This window comes from Pseudomonas sp. RIT-To-2, assembly GCF_029623465.1.
In the GTDB taxonomy this organism is placed as follows: domain Bacteria; phylum Pseudomonadota; class Gammaproteobacteria; order Pseudomonadales; family Pseudomonadaceae; genus Aquipseudomonas; species Aquipseudomonas silvicola.
This window is the reverse complement of record NZ_JAPYKM010000057.1, coordinates 1-22711: the sequence shown is the minus strand read 5'-3', so window position 1 is coordinate 22711 and position 22711 is coordinate 1. Positions and strand designations below refer to the sequence as shown.

Annotated in this window: 19 protein-coding genes and 4 pseudogenes; 5 read left to right on the top strand and 18 right to left on the bottom strand. The window is 56.8% G+C overall.

The features are described 5' to 3' along the window. The 3 genes from QBK88_RS29165 to QBK88_RS29155 all read right to left on the bottom strand — a co-directional run. Positions 1-360: type II secretion system F family protein (locus QBK88_RS29165; protein ID WP_277964793.1), on the bottom strand; the 360-nt coding region annotated here is incomplete at its 3' end. Between the two features lie 3 nt (positions 361-363). Continuing rightward, positions 364-2085 (bottom strand): type II secretion system ATPase GspE, encoded by a 1722-nt coding sequence (gene gspE / locus QBK88_RS29160; protein ID WP_445765021.1) that lies wholly within the window; start codon positions 2083-2085, stop codon positions 364-366. 57 nt (positions 2086-2142) lie between these two features. Continuing rightward, a complete protein-coding gene (locus QBK88_RS29155; protein ID WP_277964792.1) occupies positions 2143-2361 on the bottom strand; it encodes a hypothetical protein in 219 nt (72 codons plus the stop codon). 476 nt (positions 2362-2837) lie between these two features. On the opposite strand from QBK88_RS29155, the gene QBK88_RS29150 reads away from it, so the two are divergent. Together QBK88_RS29150 and QBK88_RS29145 are read left to right on the top strand one after the other, a co-directional pair. Next, on the top strand, positions 2838-5597 hold the full coding sequence (locus tag QBK88_RS29150) for a glycoside hydrolase family 3 C-terminal domain-containing protein (RefSeq protein WP_277964791.1): 2760 nt from the start codon (positions 2838-2840) through the stop codon (positions 5595-5597). Positions 5598-5872: 275 nt separating this feature from the next. Beyond that, on the top strand, positions 5873-6886 hold the full coding sequence (locus tag QBK88_RS29145; RefSeq protein ID WP_277964790.1) for an alpha/beta hydrolase: 1014 nt from the start codon (positions 5873-5875) through the stop codon (positions 6884-6886). A 328-nt stretch (positions 6887-7214) separates the two neighbouring features. Here QBK88_RS29145 and QBK88_RS29140 read toward each other — a convergent pair whose 3' ends face one another. From QBK88_RS29140 to QBK88_RS29130, 3 genes are all read right to left on the bottom strand, one after another. Continuing rightward, entirely contained in the window at positions 7215-7499 is a 285-nt protein-coding gene (locus QBK88_RS29140) for a hypothetical protein (RefSeq protein WP_268150444.1), read from the bottom strand. A 94-nt stretch (positions 7500-7593) separates the two neighbouring features. Beyond that, on the bottom strand, positions 7594-8229 hold the full coding sequence (locus QBK88_RS29135) for a TetR/AcrR family transcriptional regulator (RefSeq protein ID WP_277964789.1): 636 nt from the start codon (positions 8227-8229) through the stop codon (positions 7594-7596). A 65-nt stretch (positions 8230-8294) separates the two neighbouring features. After that, positions 8295-8900: a LysE family translocator gene (locus QBK88_RS29130; RefSeq protein ID WP_268150442.1), complete on the bottom strand. Its 606-nt coding sequence runs from the start codon at positions 8898-8900 to the stop codon at positions 8295-8297. A 424-nt stretch (positions 8901-9324) separates the two neighbouring features. Here QBK88_RS29130 and QBK88_RS29125 point away from each other — a divergent pair. The 3 genes and pseudogenes from QBK88_RS29125 to QBK88_RS29115 all read left to right on the top strand — a co-directional run. Beyond that, positions 9325-9450, top strand: a pseudogene (locus tag QBK88_RS29125) (hypothetical protein); the annotation flags it as partial. Between the two features lie 205 nt (positions 9451-9655). Further along, positions 9656-13390 carry a putative Ig domain-containing protein gene (locus QBK88_RS29120; RefSeq protein WP_277964788.1) on the top strand — a complete coding sequence of 1245 codons (3735 nt, stop codon included), beginning with the start codon at positions 9656-9658 and terminating at the stop codon, positions 13388-13390. Between the two features lie 133 nt (positions 13391-13523). Beyond that, positions 13524-13802, top strand: coding sequence for a hypothetical protein (locus tag QBK88_RS29115; protein ID WP_277964796.1), 279 nt, complete (start codon positions 13524-13526; stop codon positions 13800-13802). Positions 13803-14682: 880 nt separating this feature from the next. Here QBK88_RS29115 and QBK88_RS29110 read toward each other — a convergent pair. The 12 genes and pseudogenes from QBK88_RS29110 to QBK88_RS29060 all read right to left on the bottom strand — a co-directional run bounded on the left by QBK88_RS29110 (position 14683) and on the right by QBK88_RS29060 (position 21644). Next, positions 14683-15663, bottom strand: a complete 981-nt coding sequence (locus tag QBK88_RS29110) for an IS5 family transposase (RefSeq protein ID WP_277964787.1) — start codon at positions 15661-15663, stop codon at positions 14683-14685. A gap of 20 nt (positions 15664-15683) precedes the next feature. Continuing rightward, complete coding sequence (locus QBK88_RS29105; protein ID WP_277964786.1) at positions 15684-16079, bottom strand: hypothetical protein; 396 nt, start codon at positions 16077-16079, stop codon at positions 15684-15686. 1003 nt (positions 16080-17082) lie between these two features. Beyond that, complete coding sequence (locus QBK88_RS29100; protein ID WP_277964785.1) at positions 17083-17493, bottom strand: hypothetical protein; 411 nt, start codon at positions 17491-17493, stop codon at positions 17083-17085. Positions 17494-17754: 261 nt separating this feature from the next. Next, positions 17755-18063, bottom strand: coding sequence for a DUF3630 family protein (locus QBK88_RS29095; protein WP_277964784.1), 309 nt, complete (start codon positions 18061-18063; stop codon positions 17755-17757). Next, on the bottom strand, positions 18060-18305 hold the full coding sequence (locus tag QBK88_RS29090) for a hypothetical protein (protein ID WP_277964783.1): 246 nt from the start codon (positions 18303-18305) through the stop codon (positions 18060-18062). The genes QBK88_RS29095 and QBK88_RS29090 overlap by 4 nt, the downstream gene beginning before the upstream one ends. A 127-nt stretch (positions 18306-18432) precedes the next feature. Further along, positions 18433-18813, bottom strand: a complete 381-nt coding sequence (locus QBK88_RS29085; protein WP_277964782.1) for a hypothetical protein — start codon at positions 18811-18813, stop codon at positions 18433-18435. Between the two features lie 8 nt (positions 18814-18821). After that, the gene (locus QBK88_RS29080) at positions 18822-19235 is read right to left on the bottom strand and encodes a CdiA C-terminal domain-containing protein (RefSeq protein ID WP_277964781.1); all 414 of its coding nucleotides are present in this window, start codon (positions 19233-19235) and stop codon (positions 18822-18824) included. A gap of 92 nt (positions 19236-19327) precedes the next feature. Next, the gene (locus QBK88_RS29075) at positions 19328-19582 is read right to left on the bottom strand and encodes a MafI family immunity protein (protein WP_214247638.1); all 255 of its coding nucleotides are present in this window, start codon (positions 19580-19582) and stop codon (positions 19328-19330) included. A 5-nt stretch (positions 19583-19587) separates the two neighbouring features. Then, positions 19588-19956, bottom strand: a pseudogene (locus QBK88_RS31020) (EndoU domain-containing protein); the annotation flags it as partial. Positions 19957-20028: 72 nt separating this feature from the next. Beyond that, positions 20029-20736 (bottom strand): annotated as a pseudogene (locus tag QBK88_RS31015) (VENN motif pre-toxin domain-containing protein); the annotation flags it as partial. Further along, positions 20700-20858 (bottom strand): annotated as a pseudogene (locus QBK88_RS29065) (transposase); the annotation flags it as partial. The pseudogenes QBK88_RS31015 and QBK88_RS29065, both read right to left, overlap by 37 nt. Before the next feature lie 327 nt (positions 20859-21185). Further along, positions 21186-21644, bottom strand: coding sequence for a DUF4279 domain-containing protein (locus QBK88_RS29060; protein ID WP_277964780.1), 459 nt, complete (start codon positions 21642-21644; stop codon positions 21186-21188). Positions 21645-22711: the final 1067 nt, after the last annotated feature.

The following is a 22711-nucleotide window of genomic DNA, read 5'->3' as shown; positions in this document are numbered from 1 at the left end:
CTCTTCCAGCGCCTGGGACAAAGGCTTGCCGGCTTTCACCTGTTCGCGGATGCGTTCGATCAGGCCGTGGGCCTTGGGCGCCTGGGTCTGCTTGAGCAGAATGCCCAGCGAGCGCTCCAGGGGTTGGCCGGCGCCCAGCAGGGTCGCCAGTTGCTGGGTGAAACTGACCAGGGCGGCGCCATTGAGGGCCCCACGGTTCAGGGCCCGGCGCAGGCCAGGTCCGCCCAAGGCATCAACCTGCAATACCAGCAGGCCACGCTTTTGCAACAGTGCCACGGCGGCCTGCTGGTCGCTGGCTTCGATACTTCCCTGTTGGCCGGTGCCCTCATTGTCCAGCGCACGGTATCTGAAATGAGCCATGGCTTATTCGCCGCGCGTCACGCGCAGCACCTCCTCAAGCGAGGTGATGCCAGCCACGGCCTGGCGCAGGCCTTCTTCATACAGCGTGCGCAACCCGCCGCGCCGGGCGGCCTGCTCCAGCGTCGCAGCATCGGCCTGGCGCATGAGCAGGCTGCGCAGCTCTTCATTCATCACCAGCAATTCGGTGATGGCGCTACGGCCGAAGTAACCACTGCCGGTCGCCGACGCGGCGGGCTTGTAGAGCAGGATGGGGCGCTGGTCGGTGAAACGGTCCAGGCCATGTTCGGCAACCAGCTCGGCCGGCGCTTCGAACGGGATGCGCGTGGCCGGGTCCAGGCGGCGCACCAGGCGCTGGGCCAGAATGCCCTTCACCGTCGAGGCAATCAGGTAGCTCTCCACGCCCATGTCCAGCAGGCGGGTGATACTCGCCGCGGCGCTGTTGGTGTGCAGGGTGGAGAGCACCAGGTGGCCGGTCAGGGATGATTGAATGGCAATGCGGCAGGTTTCCAGGTCGCGCATTTCGCCGATCATGATCACGTCCGGGTCCTGACGCACAATGGAGCGCAACGCCCCGGCGAAGTCCAGGCCGATGGCCGGCTTCACCTGAATCTGGTTGATGCCTTCCAGCTGATACTCCACCGGGTCTTCCACGGTGATGATCTTGCGTTCGGCCGTGTTGAGGCGCGACAGCGCGGTGTACAAGGTGGTGGTCTTGCCCGAACCAGTGGGGCCGGTCACCAGCAGGATACCGTGGGGGTTTTCCAGCACATCGAGGAAGCCTTCAAGGCGCTCGCCGTCGAACCCCAGGCTCTGGAAATCGAAGCTCACCGTCTGGCGGTCGAGCAAACGCATCACCACGGACTCGCCGAAGCTGGTGGGCACCGTTGAAACGCGCAGGTCCAGTTCCTTGCCCTGGATGCGCAGCATGATGCGCCCGTCCTGAGGCAAGCGGCGCTCGGCGATGTCCAGGCGGGCCATGATCTTTACCCGGCTGATCACCGCCGCCGAGGAACTGGACGGCGGTGCCTCGGCTTCGTGCAACACACCGTCGATGCGGTAACGCACCTTGAGCTGGCTTTCGAACGGTTCGATATGAATGTCCGATGCGCGCTGCTCCACCGCCCGCTGCATGATCAGGTTGACCAGGCGGATGACCGGGGCCTCGCTGGCCAGGTCTTTCAGATGCTCGATGTCTTCCAGCGCCCCGCTGTCTTCGTCCAGTGTCTCGATCAGCGAGCCCATGGCCGAGCGCCCCTGACCGTAGTAACGCTCGATCAGGCTGTCGATCTCGTTGCCGGGGCCAATGGCCAGGCGCACCGGCGCGGCACAGGCGTGGGCCACGGCTTCGAACGGGTACGGGTTGCCCGGGTGGGCCACTAACAGCTCGACGCCCTGCTCGTCCCAGGCCACCGGCACCACACGGTAGTGGCGCAGGAAACGTTCAGTGAGCGGCGGCACGCGTTCCAGCGTGCCAGGTGCCTGTTCGGCGAGCATCAGCGGCACGGCGAGCAAGGCTGACCAGGCCCGCGCCAGTTCCAGCTCCGAGACCAGCCCCAGCCGCGTCAGCAACGCTGGCAGCTCGCTGTCGTCGTCTTCGGCGGCCAGGCGGCGGGCACGCTCCAGGTCGACGGCCTTGAGGCCGGAATGGCGCATCAGCCATTGGCACACCTGAGCATCGTCGGGGGCGGCGGGAAGGGTCGGGGAAGTGTCGGGCACGGTGGGCAACTGTATCTGGGGGCCAGGGCATCAGCGGCGATGCCCGGCCGGGTGAAACTCGGAGGGTCAGTTGGCGGTTTTCTTCGCCGTGGTATTCAGCGGACGACCGCCTTTCTTCGACTCGTTCTTGTGTTTCTGGGTGGCCTTGGTGTCGTGGCTCTGGGTCATGACGGTGGAGTCGGAAGCGCCGGAGGCGGTGGACGCGTCAGCGGAATCTGCAGCGAAGGTGGCGCCGGCGAACGACAGGCTCAGGGCTGCGCAGGCCGCCACGAAAGACAGTTTCATAACAAGTAACTCCATTGAGCGGAAAAGTAAGAAAGTTCAAATAGCCATCACTGAAAGTTGAAACTGCGACAATAGCGCACAGTGCCAGCTTGAAGAACTAGCGAACCGAGACAAGCACCCTCGAAATCGCTAAACCCATCGACCAGTAGGTTTTGCAAAGGTTCACACATCCGGACACAAAATCACGAAAATCGACGAAAAAAACCTTTCGATTGACAAGCGACGGCAACAATTGTCTTAATTTCGCCGCTATCGGGGCTGATTCCGGCTACAAACGATAGCGTAATAATGGCACCTCCTATATAGACAGAAAACATGACAAGTTAATTAAACTTGTTTGAAAACATGGTCCGCACACCGCCCTTTTTTGCAACTTGGCAATCAGGGTGACGGCCACGTTTTGTCTGGAGAAAGTGCACCAGCCCACCCGGGCAGGCACCGCCGTATATGGACACCATTGGCCGTTGGAGTAACACATGAACAAACGTAGAACCTTGGGCGCGCAATCGGCGCTGGCTCTGCTGGCCCTGGCCATCTCACAGGTACACGCCGCCGACCCTGCCCAGCAGCAGGCGCGTGAAGCACGGGCCGACAAGGCCGCGCAGCAGACCCTGGCGAAAATGACCCAGGAAGAAAAGCTCAACTACCTGGCCGGCACCGGTGGCTGGGACGTCAAGCCGCTGACCCAGTACGGCATCCCGCAAATCTACGGTGCCGACGGCGGCGCCGGCATTCGCTACACCAGCAACGGCAACGACCAGGGCGTGGTTTACCCCGCCGGCCCGAACATCGCGGCCACCTGGAACCCGCGTCGCGCCATCGACTTCGGCCGTGCCCTGGGCTATGACGCCGCTACCGGTGGCTACCAGTATGTGACCGGCCCGGGCATGAACCTGTACCGCACCCCCTACGGCGGCCGTGCGTTCGAATACCTGTCCGGTGAAGATCCGTTCCTGGGCGCCAGCCTGGGCCCTGCGGTGATCAACGGCATCCAGGCCCGTGGCGTGTGGGCTGAAGCCAAGCACTTCGCCGCCAACGACCAGGAAACCAACCGTTTCACCCTCAACGAAACCATCCCCGAGCGCGTGCTGCGCGAGATGACCCTGCCCACCTTCGAATCGGCTTCGAAGAACGGTAACGTGGCCATGATGATGTGCTCGTTCCAGAAGGTGAACGGCGACTACGCCTGCGAAAGCAAGCACATGATCGGCGAAATCCTGAAAAAGGAATGGGGCTACAAGGGCTTCGTGCAGAGTGACTACAACGCCATCATCACCGGGATCACCGCGGCCAACGCCGGCACCGACCTGGACATGATGGGCTACCAGATGAACGCCACCGCCCTGACCCCGTACGTGGAGAACGGCCAGCTCAGCGCCGCCACCATCGACGACAAGGTGCGCCGCATCCTGCGCCAGATCTACCTGTTCAAGTTCGACAGCAAGACCCCGTCCACCGTCCACAACATGAACAGCGCCACCAGCAACAAGACTGCACTGAACGTGGCCCGTGAAGGCATCGTGCTGCTCAAGAACAAAGGCGACGTGCTGCCGCTGGACGCCAAGAAAGTCAAGAAAATCGCCGTGGTCGGCGACCTGGCCAAGTACGCGCCGCCTACCGGCTTTGGCAGTGCCAACGTCGAGGCCACCCAGTACATCAGCGAGCTGTCGGGCATCGCCCAGACTGCGCCGAACGCCAAGGTCGACTTCATCGACGGCCTGTCCCTGGACCCGACCGTGTCCACCTGGAGCCACACCGACAGCAGCACCGGCAAGAGCGTGGCCGGCCTGACCGCGGAGTTCTTCACCAACGCCACGTGGTCCGGCGACCCGGCCGCTACCCGCACCGACACCCACGTGAACATGGACTGGTCCAGCGACACCAACCTGCCCACCAATGGCGACACCTCCAACACCTCGGTACGCTGGACCGGCCAGGTCACTCCGACCACCAGCGGCGACCAGGTCTTCAAAGTGCGTGCCGACGGCGCCGTGCGCCTGTGGGTCAACGGCCAGGAAATCATCAACAACGGCGACGGTGAGCACCTGCCCACCAACAGCATCCCGCCGACCATCCCCGTGTCGGGCAAGATCAAGCTGGAAGCCGGCAAGGCCTACGACATCAAGCTGGAATACTCGCGCCGCGACGGCTACCTCTCCACCATGGGCGGCATGGTCGGCGTGCAGATGAGCTGGGCGTCCCTGGCCGCGCCACAAGACCTGTCCAAGTACGACGCGGTCGTGGTCGCCGTGGGCAACAGCAGCGAATACGAAGGTGAAGGGTTCGACCACGGCTTCGACCTGCCTGAATACCAGAACGAGCTGATCAACAGCATCGCCAAGGTCAACCGCAACACCGTGGTGGCCATGCACGGCGGCACCGGCCTGAAGATGAGCGACTGGATCGACAACGTGCCGGCCGCGCTGCATGCCTTCTTCCCCGGCCAGAACGGTGGCCAGGCAGTGGGCGAGATTCTGTTCGGCAAAGTCAACCCGTCGGGCAAGCTGCCGATCAGCATCGAGCGCAACATCGAAGACAACCCGCTGTACGCCGACTTCCCTAACTACGACAACAGCGGCGCGCTGACCGAAACCAGCTACAAGGACGACCTGTTCCTGGGCTACCGCGGTTACGAGAAGAAGCACACCAAGCCGCTTTATCCGTTCGGTTACGGCCTGTCGTACACCACCTTCGGCTACAGCAACATCAAGGTCACCCCGGGGACCGCGGTGGGCAACGTGCCGATCAAGGTGTCTTTCGACCTGACCAACACCGGCAAGCGTGCCGGCGCCGAAGTGGCCGAGCTGTACGTGGGCCAGCAGCACCCGAAAGTCGAGCGCGCCCTCAAAGAGCTGAAAGGCTACAAGAAAGTGTTCCTGAAGCCGGGTGAAAGCAAGCGCGTGACCATCGAGCTCAACGACCGCTCGCTGGCCTACTACGACGAGAAGAGCAAGCAGTGGGTGGTCGACGCCGACACCTTCGACCTGTCGCTGGGTGCTTCGTCGCAGGACATCAAGCTGCACGCCAAACTGGTCAACCCGTTCCGCCAGGAACTGTCGACCACCACCAGCAACCCGTTGCCACGCGCAGCGCTGAAGGCCACCCAGGTGACCTTGCCAGCGATCAACACCGGCGGCCTGTACGACCAGACCGACAGTGACGACGCTGATACCAGCGACAGCGGTGACTACGACACCACGTCGACCACCACCCAGGGTTCGGCCAGCGGTAACTGATACACCTGCCGGTCCGGGTGGCTCGCCACCCGGCCCGTAGCAGCGGCCATGGCCGCCTCCGGCCGCCACGCGGTGCATCAGGCAGTGCGCGGCGGCTGGGACGCGGCCGGGTCCGCTGCTACGGCGGCTATTATCCCCATAATAGAATCAATGATTTCCTTTTTCGGCTAATTGTCCCCTCAAGAGCAACTTCGTACAGTGTCCCCCATGCCGCGCACCCACCCACACCTCGGGTCGCCGCCAACCACTGACCGAACCCTTGAAGGAACATCACCATGACCCTGCGCGCCACCCTCACCGCTTCCCTGCTGGCCCTGTCCATCGGCAACGCTTTCGCCGCCGACAACCAGGCCGAACATCACACCCAAGCCTTCCTCGACGCCCTGAACAGCAGCGGCGGCAAGCCACTCGAGCAACTGAGCCCCAAGGATGCCCGCGCGGTACTCACCGGTGCGCAGCATTCGGTGCAGGTCGACCTGTCGGGCACCGAAGTCAGCAACAAGACCATCCAGGCCGACGGCCAGGCCATCAAGTTGACCATCGTGCGCCCTGCCAAGACCAAAGGTGACCTGCCGGTGTTCATGTTCTTCCACGGCGGCGGCTGGGTGCTGGGGGACTACCCAACCCACGCACGGCTGATCCATGACCTGGTGGTGAACTCCGGCGCCGTGGCTGTCTACGTGGACTACACGCCTTCACCCGAAGCCCACTACCCCACCGCGATCAACCAGGCCTACGCCGCTACCCGCTGGGTGGCCGAGCATGGCCAGCAGATCGGGGTGGACGGCAAGCGCCTGGCCGTCGCCGGCAACAGCGTGGGCGGCAACATGGCCGCGGTGGTCAGCCTGATGGCCAAGGAACAAGGCACGCCCGCGCTGCGCTTCCAGCTGTTGCTGTGGCCGGTGACCGACGCCAGCTTCGATGACGCCTCGTACCAGCAATACGCCGAAGGGCACTTCCTGACCCGGAACATGATGACCTGGTTCTGGGACAGCTACACCACCGACGCCGCCCAGCGCGCCGACATCCACGCCTCACCGCTGCGTGCCAGTGCCGAACAGCTCAAAGGCCTGCCACCGGCCCTGGTGCAAACCGCCGGCCTGGACGTACTACGGGACGAAGGCGAAGCCTATGCCCGCCACCTGGACGCCGCCGGTGTCGAGGTAACGGCAGTGCGCTACAACGGCATGATCCACGACTACGGCCTGCTCAACCCCCTGAGCACGATTCCCGAAGTAAAGGCCGCCATGCGTCAAGCCGGTCAGGAATTGAAAGTGCACCTGAACTGAGCCCCCTCCGCGGCCAACCGTGGACGTAGCAGCGGACCTGGCCGCGTCCCTTACGCCGCGCAGTGCCAGGCACCCCGCGTGAATACTATCGAGGCCTGTGAGCAACCCCACCAATAGGCGCCACCTACCGCTGTGGGACCGGGCGAAGCTCGGGAAGCGGCCGACCCGGTTCCGCCTGGTAATTACGCGGCGCCTGCTTCCCGAGCTTCGCCCGGTCCCACAGGGATAGTGTCCGCCGCACTTGGACTAGTCCGCACGAATGGACCCAGGTAAAGGGTGCCATGCGTCAGGCAGTTGAAGGTGCAGCTGAATTGAGCCCGGTCAGCCCTCATCCGCCGGTTCGCTGACGGTACCGCGCGATGTCTTCATCGGAGATATCCTGCCGGTAGCAAAGTGGTGCGTAACCACCTGGCTTGCTGTATGCACTACGGCGTCCACAGGCACTGCCATTGCGCGCAGAGTTGTAGGGGCACGGACAGTTACCCGGGTAGCTGGCGATAGATTCGGCGATCAGGCGACGGGCAACTTCATCGTCGCTGGGGCCGCCGGTCTTGGCCAGGGCCAAGGGTGAAACCAGCACGGCAGCCGCGGCAAAGCTCCAGAGCAGGCGCATGAGGCAGTCCATTGCAGGGTGAGATCAAAATAGTAGCCCAAAGCCACTAATGGTGCCACCCGGTCCCACAGGGATGGTGTCCGCCGCACCTGGGCTATCTGGCGCGGATCGACACCTCGAGATGCGCCAGGTACTCATCAAACCGCGCCACCAGGTCCAGCCCCTCGGGAAAGCGCAGCCACTGCAACTGCAACCCGTCCATCATCGCCAGGCATTCCTGCACCACCCCGCCCAGGTCGACATCGGCACGCACCTCGCCCAATACGACCAATGCCTGCAACTGCCCCACCATGCGCGCATGAATGGTGGCGTAACGCGTCTGGAACCAAGCCCACGCCGGATGGCCTTCCACCAGGCTTTCGGCGTTGAGCATGCTGAAGGCACGAATCACCCCCGGCGCCGTGGCGTTGGAACGATTGATGGCGCTGAGACTGCCGAGCAACCCGCGCAGGGTGGCCTCGCCGCGCACTTCATCGGCGATTTTCTGGCTGACCTCGTCACGCCGGTCCAGCACCGCCATCAGCAGCGCACTCTTGTTGGGGAAATGGTGCAACACCCCGGCCACGGAGATGCCGACCAGCTCGGCGATACGCGCAATCGACGCGCCACCGTAGCCCTCCAGGGAAAACATTTGCAGGGCAGCGTCGAGCAGTTCCTCGCGGCGCTTCTCGCCCTTGGGGGCGCGCCGCTGGCGCGGTGCAGGCTTGGCAGGTTGAGAATCTGAAGTCATGAACAGCATCTTGATTTCTTTTTCGAGCGAGCACCGTAACGTGATCGGCCCGCCCACGGCAAATCTCAGGCCTTGAGCAAGGGGTACAGCGAAGCCACCAGCATCAACGCCATGGCCCAGTTGAACAGCCGCAGCCAGCGCGGCTCGCTGAGCACATTGCGCAGCGCACTGCCGCAACTGACCCACACGCACACACTGGGCAAATTGATCAACGCGAACAGCGAGGCAATCACCAGCACGTTGCTCACATACCCTTGGGACGGCACGTACGTGGTGATGGCGCCGATGGCCATGATCCACGCCTTGGGGTTCACCCACTGAAACGCCGCTGCCCCCAGAAAGCTCATGGGTCTGGGCGCCTCGCCGCTGTCACCCGAGGGCGGGCCGGAGTGGGCGATCTTCCACGCCAGGTACAACAGGTAGCTTGCCCCCGCCCAGCGCAACAGGGTGTAGGCCCACGGGAGCACCTTGAACACTTCCGCCAGGCCCATGCCCACCGCGACCACCATCACCATGAACCCGATGCTCACGCCCAGGGCGTGGGGAATGGAGCGGCGAAAACCGAAGTTCACGCCGGAGGCCAGCAACATGGTGTTATTGGGGCCTGGGGTGATGGACGACACGAAGGCGAACAAGGCGAATGCGTACAGCAGGTCGAGGGAGGACAGCATGGCGGCGAACTCGGGTGGGTGGGCCGAGTGACAATAAGGCATTGCAGGTTGGCGGCTGAGGTACAGATAAGGGGAATTGTACCCGTACAGTTTTCAGATTTTAGGCTAACTGCATAACAGATGCGGGGCGGCGCGGAATTGCTGACCCGGCCAGTGATAGATAGAAATGAAGTCAGTCGACGCATAACAAAATCGGTCGGCGGTCATTGCCACCAATACCCAACAAATCCTACCCACCCCGCCCCACTGAGTACCCGTTGTGCCAAGCCTATTTAAGTTACCGCTGCCCAGAAAGCCAGATATGTGTGCCCGCTTCGGGTTGGAGGCGGCCGGTCACCACAGGCCGCTTTCGGCCCAGAGTGTGTAAAAACGCCTCCGCGAACCCTTGCTATGATTTCTGAGGATTTCATCGTGGGGATCGCCCATGAAGCGGTTTATTCCAGGTGAACATCGAGGCCAAAGTACCTTGCTTCCCGAAAGCCTCGACGATTACGTCACGGATACCAATCCGGTGCGCGTAGTCGACGTCTTTGTCGACGAACTCGACCTGGTCAAGCGCAGGAAAAAGGCAGCTTTTACGTCGCAATTCTAATCATTTGCTTGATGCAACCGGCGTAATGAGTTGGCATAATGCCATCGCTTTTTTTGCAGTATCTGCAATAACCCCACCCCCCAGAACCCACGCCTTCCCTGCTTCGACGCCGACAACCGTCATTCGAAGTACGTCCTGGCGGCTTTTTTAAATGGAATTTACCGTGAGTTACTGCCTGCTTGCGATCCAGAAAAACAACCGCCACGCCAGTACGTCGTTCAAGGAACGGGCACTTCAATACACACTGGCCCTAATGCTGCTGCTGCAGGCAACCATGGCCCACGCGCTGTCAACGGCATGCTCGACGCTGAACGCCAACAGTGGCACTACTTCCTATACAAACCGGTTTACCACCACTGACTTCGCCAGCGGCGAAAGCATCACATTTTCCTACTCCGACACTGGGCTGGGCACCGGGGGCAGCGCGATAACGTCCGATGTCGTAAACCTGCGGTCGCGAACGCTGAGCACGGTCTATTCCGATTACCGCAGTTATACCGGCAGTGCTGGAACCTACACGGCCAATGTGTCTTCCAGCCAACTTTCGGCGGGCGGCCTGTACGTTCAGATTTCCACCGGCACTTACATCAGCGCAGTCAGCATCACCTGCTCCGGGGCCGTAGCGGCCGATGCAACGCTGTCCGGCTTGACGCTGTCAGCGGGCACCCTGTCACCGGCGTTCTCGGCCGGCACCACCAGCTATGCAGCCGCCGTCAGCAACAGCACCACTTCTGTCGTCGTACGGCCTACCGCGACCGCGAGCAACAGCACCATCACGGTCAATGGCGCGGCGGTCGCGTCCGGTGCAGATTCTCCGGCCATCAACCTGGCGGTGGGCGCAAACACTATTGCCGTCGTCTCCACTGCATCCGACGGCCAGACCAGCAAGTCCTATTCCATCACCGTGACGCGAGCCGAGGCCGCGCCCGTGGTCAGCAATGTCACCGCCACGGTGGCCGCCAATACTGCAAACAATTCGGTGACGCTAGCGATCACCGGTACCGCCACTTCGGTGGCCGTCGCCTCAGCCGCCAGCCACGGTACTGCCACGGCCTCCGGCACGTCGATCACCTATACGCCGGTGGCAGGGCACTCGGGCAGTGATTCGTTTACCTACACTGCGACCAACACCTCGGGCACGTCCGCGGCGGCAACGGTCACGGTGACGGTGTCGCGCCCTACCCTGGCGGTCACACCTGCTTCCGGGACATTGCCTGGGGGGCAAGTTGGCATCAGCTATAGCCAGACAATCACCAGCTCAGGCGGCTCGTCGCCCTATACATATGCGGCCAGCGGCCTGCCGACGGGGCTCGTGCTGGACAGCGCCACCGGAATCATCAGCGGGGCACCCACTACCGCCGGCAGCTACACATCGTCCATCGTAGCCACCGACGCCAACGGCGCCACAGGTACCGCAAGCTATACGCTAGCCATTGCGGCGCAAGCACCGGTAGCGGGCGCGGTGTCGGTGACCGTCGCGACAAGTAGCAGCGCCAACGCAGTGTCGCTCAACCTGTCGGGTGGCACCGCGACCAGTGCCGCGATTGCAAGCGCACCCTCCCATGGCACCGCGACGGTGTCTGGCCTGGTCATCGCCTACACCCCCGTTAGCGGCTACACAGGGACGGACAGCTTTACCTACACCGTCAGCAATGCAACAAGCACATCCGCGCCGGCCACGGTGACCATCACCGTCACAGCCGCACCGCTCACCCTCAACCCAGGCGCAGGGGCGCTGCCGGGTGGCCAGGTAGGCGCCAGCTATAACGAACCGATCAGTACCACGGGCGGCATCGCGCCTTATCGCTACAGCGCCACCGGCCTGCCAAGTGGACTGGCCATCGATGCATCAACAGGGCGAATCAGCGGCACGCCGGCGGCGGCTGGCGCTTACAGCGTTTCCGTCACCGCCACCGACAGTGCCACCAACACCGGCTCGGCGAGCTATACGCTGGCGATCACAGCGCCGGCGCCAGTGGTAGCCTCGGTATCGGCCACGGTCGCCGCCAATTCCTCGAACAATGCCGTGGCGCTGGCCTTGTCGGGCGGTACTGCCACGGCCGTCACCGTTGCCTCCCCCCCCGCGCACGGCACCGCCGTGGCCAGCGGCACAAGCATTCGTTACACCCCTGACGCCGGCTACTCAGGCATCGACAGTTTCACTTACAGCGCCAGCAATGCCACAGGCACATCGGGCACGGCCACCGTCAGCCTCACAGTGACGGCCGCCACGCTGGCCCTGTCGCCGGCGGCTGGGGCACTGACGGCGGCAACGATGGGCAGCGCCTATCGCCAGGTGTTCAGCGCAACCGGTGGCGTCAGCCCCTACAGTTTCAGTATCGCGGGACTGCCAGCCGGCCTGACCCTGGATGCTGGCTCCGGCAGCCTGACAGGCACCCCGACTGCAGCCGGCAACGCATCGCTGACGGTCACCGCCACCGACGCCAATGGCGCACGGATCACGGCCAGCTATTCGCTCACCATCAATGGCACCACGCCCAAGGCAGCGGACACCACCGTCACCGTGGCTGCCGGCCAGAGCGTGAACGTGGACCTGAGCGCAGGCGCCACGGGCGGCCCTTTCACCTCCGCGACGCTGGTGCAAGTACCCGCTCAGAGCATGGGCACGACCCGCCTGAACCAGACGCTACTCAGCTTCACGGCGGCAGCCAAAGCCAGCGGCACCCTGACCTTGCGCTTTACCCTGGCCAACCAGTGGGGCACCTCGCAACCCGCGACCCTGACGCTGCAAATCAATGCCCGCCCCGACCCTAGCCACGACGCAGACGTGGTCGGCGTATTGAACGCCCAGGCACAGAGCGCCGAGCAATTCGCCAAGGCGCAGATCAGCAACTTCAACGACCGCCTCGAGCAACTGCATAGCCTGGAGGATCATCACAACGCCTTCAATCTGCACTTCAACGTGGCCCAGGCGCAGGCCAAGGGCACGCACGGCCAAGCCGACAACGACCTGAACAACCTGGATGCGCTGTCGAACCTCCAGGCTGCACCCAATGCCCCACCGGCCATGCTTAACGCCGCCGAAGACAAGGGCACGCAGCCCCTGCCCAACGGCGATGTGTCGGTATGGACAGGCGGCTACGTGGACTTCGGCGACACCCGGCAAAGCGGTAGCAAAGTCAGCAACACCACCATTGGCGTCAGCAGCGGTATCGACTATCGGTTGTCCAGGGCGCTGACCGTGGGGATGGGGATCGGTTACGGCAGCGACAAGAGCGACATTGGTTCCTCCGGCAGTATCAGTCGCGGCGAGTCGTACAGCGTCGCGGTCTATAGCAGCTACCACCCAAGCGCCGTGTTCCTCGACGCACTGATGGGCTATAGCCGACTGACGTTCGACAGCGACCGCTACGCCAGCGACGCCGCCCGCTATGCCAAGGGCTCTCGCAGCGGCGACCAGTTGTTCGGTTCGTTGAGCTCGGGTTACGAAATGAAAGGCGAGAACTGGCTGCTCTCACCGTACGGCCGGCTGGACAGCTCCACCACCTGGCTGCGCGGGTTCAGCGAATCGGACGCCGGAAGCTACAACCTGGCCTACGCCCAGCAGCGCATCTCCTTGCTATCGAGCGTGGCGGGGCTGCGCGGTCAATACGGTATCGCACTGGGCTGGGCGTACATGACCCTGCGCTCGCGCCTGGAGTACAGCCACACGTTCAACTCTGCCAGCACCGCACGGCTGGGCTATGTGGGCGTGGGGGACTCAACCTACTCAATCACCACCGAAGGGTTTGGCGACAACACGCTGGCCGCCACGCTGGGCGTGGATTTCCTGTGGGCGTCAGGGCTTAGCACCGGGATTGCTTATCAGGGCACGCAGGCGATTGGCGAGGACTCCCAGTCCAATGGGTTGTCGGTGCGGGTGGCGTACAGGTTCTGATTAGACAACGCGATTGCTTGAAATCTGTGCTTTCAGCAGGCTGATAGGATCAAGGACGAGGAATTCAAGACCCGATACTTCAGCGAAGAAAATAACCGCTGGAAACGCCAACAGATGCTCAGAGGAGTTCCCTATGCGTAAGGATTACCTCGCGTTTTTTGTCTCGCTTTTTCTATCGAGGCTGGCGGATCAGATCCTGTTTTTTATTGTGCCGCTGGTGGTGCCGAAAAAGGAAAAAAATCCAGAAATTTGTTTTTTCTCCATCAAGACATCCAAATCCGGCTCGCCATCATACGCACCTGGCAAGACACGAATTAATGACCCAATAGGCGGTTTTTTTACAAACTGGAAATATGCTTTCCCACTCGCAGTTGCGATGGTAAATAAATCTCCAATCTTGATCATTATTTGAACCTTGGATATCCAAATACCTTCAAAAGAGCCGCACCTCTAGCGAGAGACTCCGCACAAATCGGATTAGCTGTAGAGATGCTGTTGATCTTGTTAATCAATGAACCACCATCTTTAGCTAAACCGTTGTATTCGATCAACACTTGCCCAACGGTTCTCGCATCACTACGAAACATTCTGAAGACCTGATATTGCATCAATCTCAATGTCTTGCTGGAATAAGTGTGCTGCTGACCGCGCTTCAAGATTATCGGCAATGCCAACATACTGCACAGTACCTTCCGCCGTCGAAGAATAAACAGCGGTTTTACGTGGATTCGGCATCACATCTTTTGCACCTAATACCGAACCGTGTGAGCTATGCAGTATAGCCTTCAGGGGCACGCGCCGCATCGCCTACATTTTTTGCGTCCTCAGCACCACTGAATATTTCATCGTCGCCAACCTTCACCCCAAGCCCAAACCCCTCAAGCGCCTTCTCCGCATCGACTGCGAGATTCAGCTCCCCATAATCACAAGAGAAACCTCCAAAAATCCATATCTAAAACACACCAATATTTATAATTTTCCGGAACCCACATCCCAAACTCACTGCTAGCCTTGGCATTCCACCCCTGCGGAACATAATCCTCATGACACCTATCCCAGTCCATATGCTGAAATATATTTTTATCAAAATCAATATAGAATTTAGGCAACCTCGATCTGACAACCTCCCACTCCGCCATAACTAATCTCTCTTCCTGACCATCACTTAGGGATGCTCCGATCAACTTGCCGCGCAGCGATGGCAAGCCGTAATTCGCCAGGCAATCGGCGCTATTCCCTGAAAATGGCCTAATACAGTGTGCGGCGGAGCGTTTTCCGTCCGGTTCTCTGTGTTAAGCGCGCAACTCACCCAAACCCATCAGTCGTTTTCGAGCCATCCACAGGTTCGACAGGGCAAATAGCGTGGTCAGCTGGGCCGTGTTTTTCATCAGCCCACGAAAGCGTACTTTTACGTAACCAAACTGGCGCTTGATAACCCGAAACGGGTGCTCAACCTTGGCACGTGTCTGCGCTTTGCAGTACTCGATCTTGCGCTTGGTTTTGTACAACAGGCTGCGTTTTTTCAGCTTGGAATACGTGCTGCGCCGAGCCGCAATTTGCCAGATCACGTCACGATTTTCGTGCTCTTCACGCTTTTCGACACCGGTGTAACCTGCGTCCGCATAGACCGCGTTTTCTTCCCCGTGGAGCAGTTCAGCCACTTGGGTGACATCGGCCACATTGGCAGCGGTGCCATGGACGTGGTGAACCAATCCAGACTCAACGTCAGCACCGATGTGGGCCTTCATACCGAAGAAATACTGGTTACCCTTCTTCGTCTGATGTATCTCGGGATCGCGCTCACCGTCTTTGTTCTTGGTCGAGCTTGGGGCATGAATAATGGTTGCGTCGACGATGGTGCCCTGGCGCAACGACAGGCCTTTTTCCTGTAAATAGCCGTTGATGACCGCGAGGATTGCAGGCGCCAACTGATGCCTCTCCAGCAGGTGTCGGAAGTTCATGATCGTGGTGTCTTCCGGTATCGGCGCGCTCAGTGTCAGACGCGCGAACTGACGCATGGGCGTGATTTCGTAGAGCGCTTCCTCCATGGCCGGATCACTCAGGGAAAACCAATTTTGCAGCAGGTGAATGCGCAACATGGTTTCCAGTGGATAAGGTTTTCGACCACCACCGGCCTTGGGGTAGAAAGGCTCGATCAGCCCCAGCAGGCCCGTCCAGGGCACGACCTGATCCATCTCGGCAAGGAAACGCTCGCGGCGAGTTTGCTTGCGCTTGCCGGCGTACTCGAAGTCGGAAAAGCTCATCTGGCTCATGGGAGGCTCGGATCAGGTGGTCAGGCGATTTTCGCATACCCGGGACTTGTTCGGAGAATCCTTAGCTTTCTGTAAAGCTGGGAAAAATAGCCAGCTGGAAGACTATGCCGGAAGAACCCTCGCATCCACTCCACTGATAACAGAGCCAAATTATTGTTCTTCACATACACTTCGAAAGTCTCGCAATTTAAAACAGGAACCCCTCCCCTGAACTGGAATAGAGCCGCGTCATAAAGCTCCTCCTGCAAAACGCCGCGTTCGACATAAGACCTGTACTCAGGCCTAACATCGATGCAAAAATTTTCTTTATCATCAGCCAAATAATAAAACCTACCTTTCACCAAAAAAACTGAAATATCTTTCCGACCTTCAAAAATATCAGCCTGCAGACTAGAAAACTCAATGTCCAAACTCATTGAAAAACTCCTCACTTGTCAACACTCTCGCGTTTGATGAGTGTTGCTCAATTAGTCTATCCCAAATTTTCGGAATTCAAGAGAGATACTTGGCTGCCCCTTGCTCGGATCAACGACCCTGGGCGCATCTGGGTTCCTTGCAACCCCAGGAATTGGCTTCTGCTCTACCGCTGATGCAATAATTTCATTATTCAGATCAGCATCAACTTCAAACACCACAAAACTTCCATCAGACCTCTTATTCTCCAAATAATAAGCAGCATGATTTGGGCCATTCGTACTAACACATAGCTAACCACTACGCTCAGAATCGATATGATGCATATAGAAAATACTCAACTCGCAAGAGGGGCGTGTTGTGTATTGAGATTTTGCTCCTGTTAAGGAGCGAAAAATCATGCTGAAAAAGAGCGTGTTGGACAGATAGACCGTAGGTCGTCAGGGTGGGTGCAAAAGGGGTGCAACTTGACTGCAGAAAGGATGCAAGAAGGCGGCAAAAAGGGTGCATATCGGGTGCAAAAACACCGGCGCTAGGCCGGTGTCAGATCACATCTAGGCTTCTACAATTAACAAGAGACCTTCAAACCGCAAGCAGAGATAAAATCACGTATCGGTATATCAAGAAAGCTACTCTCTCTAGCGGAAAGAACATCTTGCAATGTGACGATGCCTTTTCAAAGTCCAAAGAAACGTCAAAGCAATTAAACTCGAACTCCCTGAGCAGAACGCTCTTGGAGCACATCCGCCCATCAAAGGCATCTTTCAAAATAGAGCGAACGCTGTCGTCCAACTCTTGGGCGACAAATCGTTCTATTAGTGTGCCGCCACTGCTCATAACCATTCCTAACTAGTACGGGAACGCAGTCTGAATAACACCATCCCGAACATTTATTTTGATTGTCGATGTTGGAGCGCCTGAGACGTTTGTTCCATTCTACCTTTCCGGCAGCGCTACCAGTTGCTTTTGCACCTTATTGCATTCGAAGCAATACCTTGAACCCTGTTAATTTAAGTCCGACCATTGTAAAAGATGATCTCCTATTGATGCAATTAAGAAGCTTGAAAAGCTATCCCAAGTTTTAGCTATCGAACTCTGACCTTCAAAAAACTGAAATACTGGCGGATCGTCAGAGATCGGTAGAAAATAATTAATTTCATATCCTTGATGCATGCAGAATACCTTAGCATCCGTAGGCAGCAAATCAGAGAGACCTAACTCATCAAGCAACTCATCCGCCTCAAACTGTAGGCTAAGTAATCTCGGATAAAATATATCAACACCACAAAAAACCTTACCAGCCGAACGCCCCGCAATCGTCAAAAACTCCCCGCAAAGCTTCTGTATCACGACAAACTGCACCGCACAGGTCCGCTGCATCTTGCTGAATCTGAGCAGGAGTATTTTTCTCGCCATACGTCGGACCTGCAATATGTACATCTCGTGGGACCTCTACAGCAGTAGAGTTTTGGTAGAGAGTCTTGGTCTCCAACTCAGTAAGGGGGCGGCCCAACTCTGCTTCCTTTGCTGTGCGCAACGCAGCAAATGAAGGGATCTGGTCGTGTTCTAGACCATCTCCAACAACCTCTCTTGCCTTAAGGTTTTTATAGGCGTCTACCTCAAGTTCTTGAACCGCCGTTTTCGAAGGCACGTATGCTTTTGCACCGAAGGACTAATTTAGCTTATCAAAGCCTCTCTTAATCCCTCGATAAATCGGTCCCCTTCTTCACTTTGCGACTCCAAACTAATCATCACGGGAAAGTCTTCGTAAACCAATCGTAGGGGCTGGCCTTTAATAATCACCCCCCAAACCCTAGTATCAACAGAATCACTTCTACTAATGATGCTACCAGAGAAGAGCTTAATAAATTTCTCTGCATAATTAGGGAAACCTTCCCAGCCCACATCAGAAATCAGCTCCGCATACAGCCTTCCAGACTTCATGCGACCAAGAGCATAAACGTCCTCATCAACAAATCTCTTCATTGAAAAAGGTCTCCACCGCCAGCCCGCGTAGAACTTTCAATTATTTGATCAAAAGTTTTACATTTTTTAACTAGATCATCAAATCCGGGTCCAATTTTGTTGCCATATCGCTCCAAGTTTCTCGCATCAATGACATCAAGCATTTCAGGAGGCGTATATTCTCTGTACTTCATTTTCAGCTCGTTTCTTGCGCCATACGCATACTTTGCAACGTCTTCTGCACTAGCACCGCTAGCACGCATCTTGTCTACAGCCCCTTGTAAGTCGTAAACATCTTTAACATAGTTTTGCCGGACAGGAGGGAGATACCCGAGTCTCCGTCAGCTTTAGATATAGCGTTATCCCAGGCAGGAGTCCCTTTTGCACCAACTAATCAACCATGTTTTTCAGAAAACCAATACCAAACTCATCACGAATCACATACAAACTTTCGTACTGAAAAGAAAGAACAAATTTAAAATCCGTCTCTATCGACAGCTTCGTAAGGAAAGACTTAATATCCTCAGAACTCTCCAGCAAATATTTTATAGGACAATGAAACGCTCCACTCATACCTGCTTTCCAATCAACATTAACCCCTTCAGCAGCAACGTCCTCAGGTGTACTAAAGCAACGAAATACAAAATAAACACCTGAATATTTAAAGTTACCTGTTAGATAACCACTTTCAATTGCGTGCTCAGCCCCCATCACTGAGAGCACTGAAGCAATTTCTTCAAAGGAAATTCCAACTTCAATCTCAAGATTCATTGTAATTGTCACTTCGCTGCCCCTATCACCCTAAATTCCCCGCCCTTCATCAAATAAATCTTTTTCAAGCCTTCGACAGGATTCGAGCGCAGTGCGTTTTCTATCTGCTCAAAGGTCAATGGAGAGTCAGCCAAATTCACAACAATATTGCTAGCCTGAGTCTCAACTTTACCGGTTATTGTTTTCAGCACTGAAATTGGGCTATTGGTGATTGGCGAGAAAACATCAGCTAGTTCACCATTAATCCGCAAATCAGGGCTGGCTCCTTTTTTCCCAGAATTTGCCAACTGCTCAACATCATATCCAGCTTGAGCAAGTCCCTTCGAAGCTTCATTTTGACGCTCAATTGATCGAATCATGTCCGTACTTGCATTTTTTGGTGGCAGCTCAGGCTCTCCCTTCAAAGAACCTATCTTTGCCAATCCACTGGTTCCAGCCTCAGCGTCTGTTATAGCACTCGTCGGATTCAGATTACTCGCTGGCCCTCCTTTTGCACCAACTACCTTCTATCTCTTTACTGCTTCAACCCCAGCAGGTGCTTAAATGGCCCTTCATCTAAATCAAGCCCCATATCTAGAACCAGCAGAACAGCCTCTCTATATTCTTCGTCCGTTATAGAAATGTCATATTCGCAAATATGATCGCACAATATCTCAAAGGCTAGGCTCTCTTCGCTATACGCGACATAATCCAAGGCGCCTTGGAGAAGATCGGAATTTAATCGACCTTCAAATTTTTCCCCAAACCTAATGATACGATCCGCAAACATAAATCCTACTTAATTGGTTTGTAAGGTGGAATTGGAGCATCATCAGGAAATGCAGTAACAACCTTTCCTGTAGCCGGCTGATATACAACTCGCATTCGTACGCCATCACGAGTTTCATAAGCGACCCATTTAGCAGCATCTCCTTTAGCTGTATAAGCGCCACCGGTTCCAGTTTGCGCGTACCACTTAGTACTCGGAGATGTCGTGATATCGCCGACCGCGTCAACAATCTTATCTCCTGACCAACTTTCAGGAAAAACTGTCTTTCCTTCCTGTCCCGGCCACATATGTCCCCCACTGCCTGGCTTATCACCGTACAGAATATGTTGCTTTGCTTCAGGAGAAAGAATATCAACGTAATCCTTTCCAAGTCCTTTTGCACCATCAGCAGGCTCAACCGCCACGCCATCGAGGTCGAATATTGGAGCAACAGCCCCACCCAGATTAAACACCGAAGCAATCCCGGACAACACCCGCTGACCAGTGGTCAGCGCTTGCCCCGTAACCGGATCAGTACCACTAACCGCATTGTAACCATCAAGCAGCGCGCCGCCCAATCCGAAATTGCCATTGGCCATCAGTTGGCTGCTGATTTGCTTGAGCTGAGCATCCCTCTGAGCTTCTTGTGATTGAAGCTCCACCACCTGTGCATCATTCGCCGGTGTCAGAACATACTCTTGACCCAACGGCGTCGTAACCATCTGGTCCGACACCACGCACGTGCTGTTTCCGGAAATTACGCATCCTACAACGTCGCTAGGTTTATGCTCCGACGGTATAACTCCGCCAGGGAAAAAGTCGTCTCCTACAACCGTTTTTTCAGTAGGAAGAACACTCGAGCCCTTCTGCTTGAGCTCATCAATGGTCTGCTTTAGGGTCTGACAACCATCACTGCTGGCACCTGAACAAGAGGCTGCATAAGCCCTCTCACCCATCTGCAACGTGATGTTTTCATTGACACTAAGCTGGTTATTATCGACAGAGTTTTGCGCAGCGCTGGCCCCGGCCTCAGTACTTGACGCAGTGCCGCCTACCGCTGCCCCCGCAAGCCCCCCTGCCACCGTTGACAGTGCGGAGATAGTTTCCTTTTTCGACTCCGTCAAATCAGCAAGACAACTCGATACAGCGCCCGTCTCTCCAACTGCGAAAACCATCCTTCCACTGCGTTCAGCCAAGATGCGCTGGTCCGAGTGAAGTGCAGCTTGAAGCGAGGGTGTTTTTCCAGCCAATCCTTGATTGCAGCGGTTTTGTGGGTCGAGCTGTTATCCAGCGCGATACTTGGCGTCCCAGACGATCACAGATCGCGATGATGGATCATAGGTAATGTAATCTGCACCTGGGAGTGACTCTTTCCTAGGTCCGGAAATTGGTGTTTGCCCCGATTCAATAGCTTGACTCCAGCCACGAGCCTCCCCAATTGCACCGTTTAACTCAGAATATGGGCTGCGTCCGTTATTAACCTTTGCAAGAACGTCTGGTTCGGCTTGATTTATTACTTTGGGACTCGTCTCCAAAACATTCCTTTCAACCAGCGTGCCTGCCTCTGAGTCAGTCAGCGCACTAGTTGCATTGGGATTTTTAGAGACAGTCGCTTTTGTACCCTCTAATTTTCGGCAAAATAAATATCAAAAGACAACTCTAAATCCAGATCCGCCAAAGCGCGCATTTGCTCAGGCCAAAGTACTGGGCCGCTGTGCCCTACCAAAGAAAACCATACACACTTCAAAGTAATTTTAACACCATCCATCTCTTGAATTTTACTTAGTGATTCACGACGAGGATAAATAGTTTCGACCAGCCAATCGATATGCTCCCTGATATCTTTAGAGGATATATGACTTTCAGTAGACAGGAACCACATCGAGTTTTTTACCTCCCTAGTAAGCCCTCGACTATTTGTAACATTTTCCCCAGCAAAATTTGCGACTGTAGGCTGAATCTGCAAAAGCTTAGTAATTTCGTCTGGATGAAATTCTCCGGAAAAAATCATTAGCCTGACATAGCACTCAGCGCAGGTTTCATAATCTGAAGCTACAGGTGTAATTCTGGCTTTTACACTCATGGCAGATAACCCCTAATATTCCCGACAATCTCGCCAGTCTTACCTACATAATCGCCATTATCTAGTATTCGACCGTGAAAATTGTTAGGCAGCTTGCCGGCATCGGCCTTTAGTGCCTCAAGCGCTCTCCCCCACTCACGCGGAGTTAAGCTCTCACCAAAATATTCATTCAAGCCGTTGGCTGTGCTTTTGTTTAGAGTATTGCCCCCTGTTTGCAAAACATTAGGTACTCGGCCAGACGCACCTACACTGGAAGGAACAGGTAATGGTAGCCCTTCACCATCAACCCATTTCCCATTAATGAGCTGATTACCTTTTGTACCAACAGTATCACCCGACGCGATTTTCGTTGTCTATACGCGCAACGCCAGACGCGGCGCGACCTGCAGGACGGTCTGCCCTGGTGATCCGCTGTCACCGCAAAAAACCACCCCGACGCGGGTTTTCAGCCCGTCACAGCAGCCCCTAGACGACCTAAATCAGCCGACGACAAAAAGCCCCTGGCGGTTCGGTGGCGAAGCCATCGGACGGCCAGGGGCCAACAAGCGCAGCGCGTTAGGCTTCGCGGTTCAAAGGGGTTTCCCCTTTGGTACGGTCGATTGGTTACGAATGGCGCAGCTCATTTGTAAACAGTCGGTAACGTGCCTCACCAAAAACGTGCTGGTTCCATGCCCGACAGAAATTGCATTGAGTTGCTCTAAGCTGCTCTGATTGGCGTTAATTTGCTTTAAGTTGCACTAATCAAGAAAACTCGAATTTCTGAAAGACGCTAATCCAACGGGGTATCGGGGCGCAGCCCTGATCAGGGTTTTGTGGCCACCGACTGCGCGCAGGCGGTGGCCACAAAACATTTCCTGTCCTAAAGATGACTCAGGTTTATCGACTCGTAGAGGCGGCTTTGGGTTTCAAAGGGCACCCTTTGGCACCGGATGTATACATCCTTAGCGTGCCTGTATTTTTGTAAGCGCTCCATAAACCCCACCGAACTCAAGGTGAGTGGTGCGCTTAGCTACGCGATGCGGGCGAGCAGTTCCACGGCAGCAAGGCTTCGTAATCTTCAACCGATC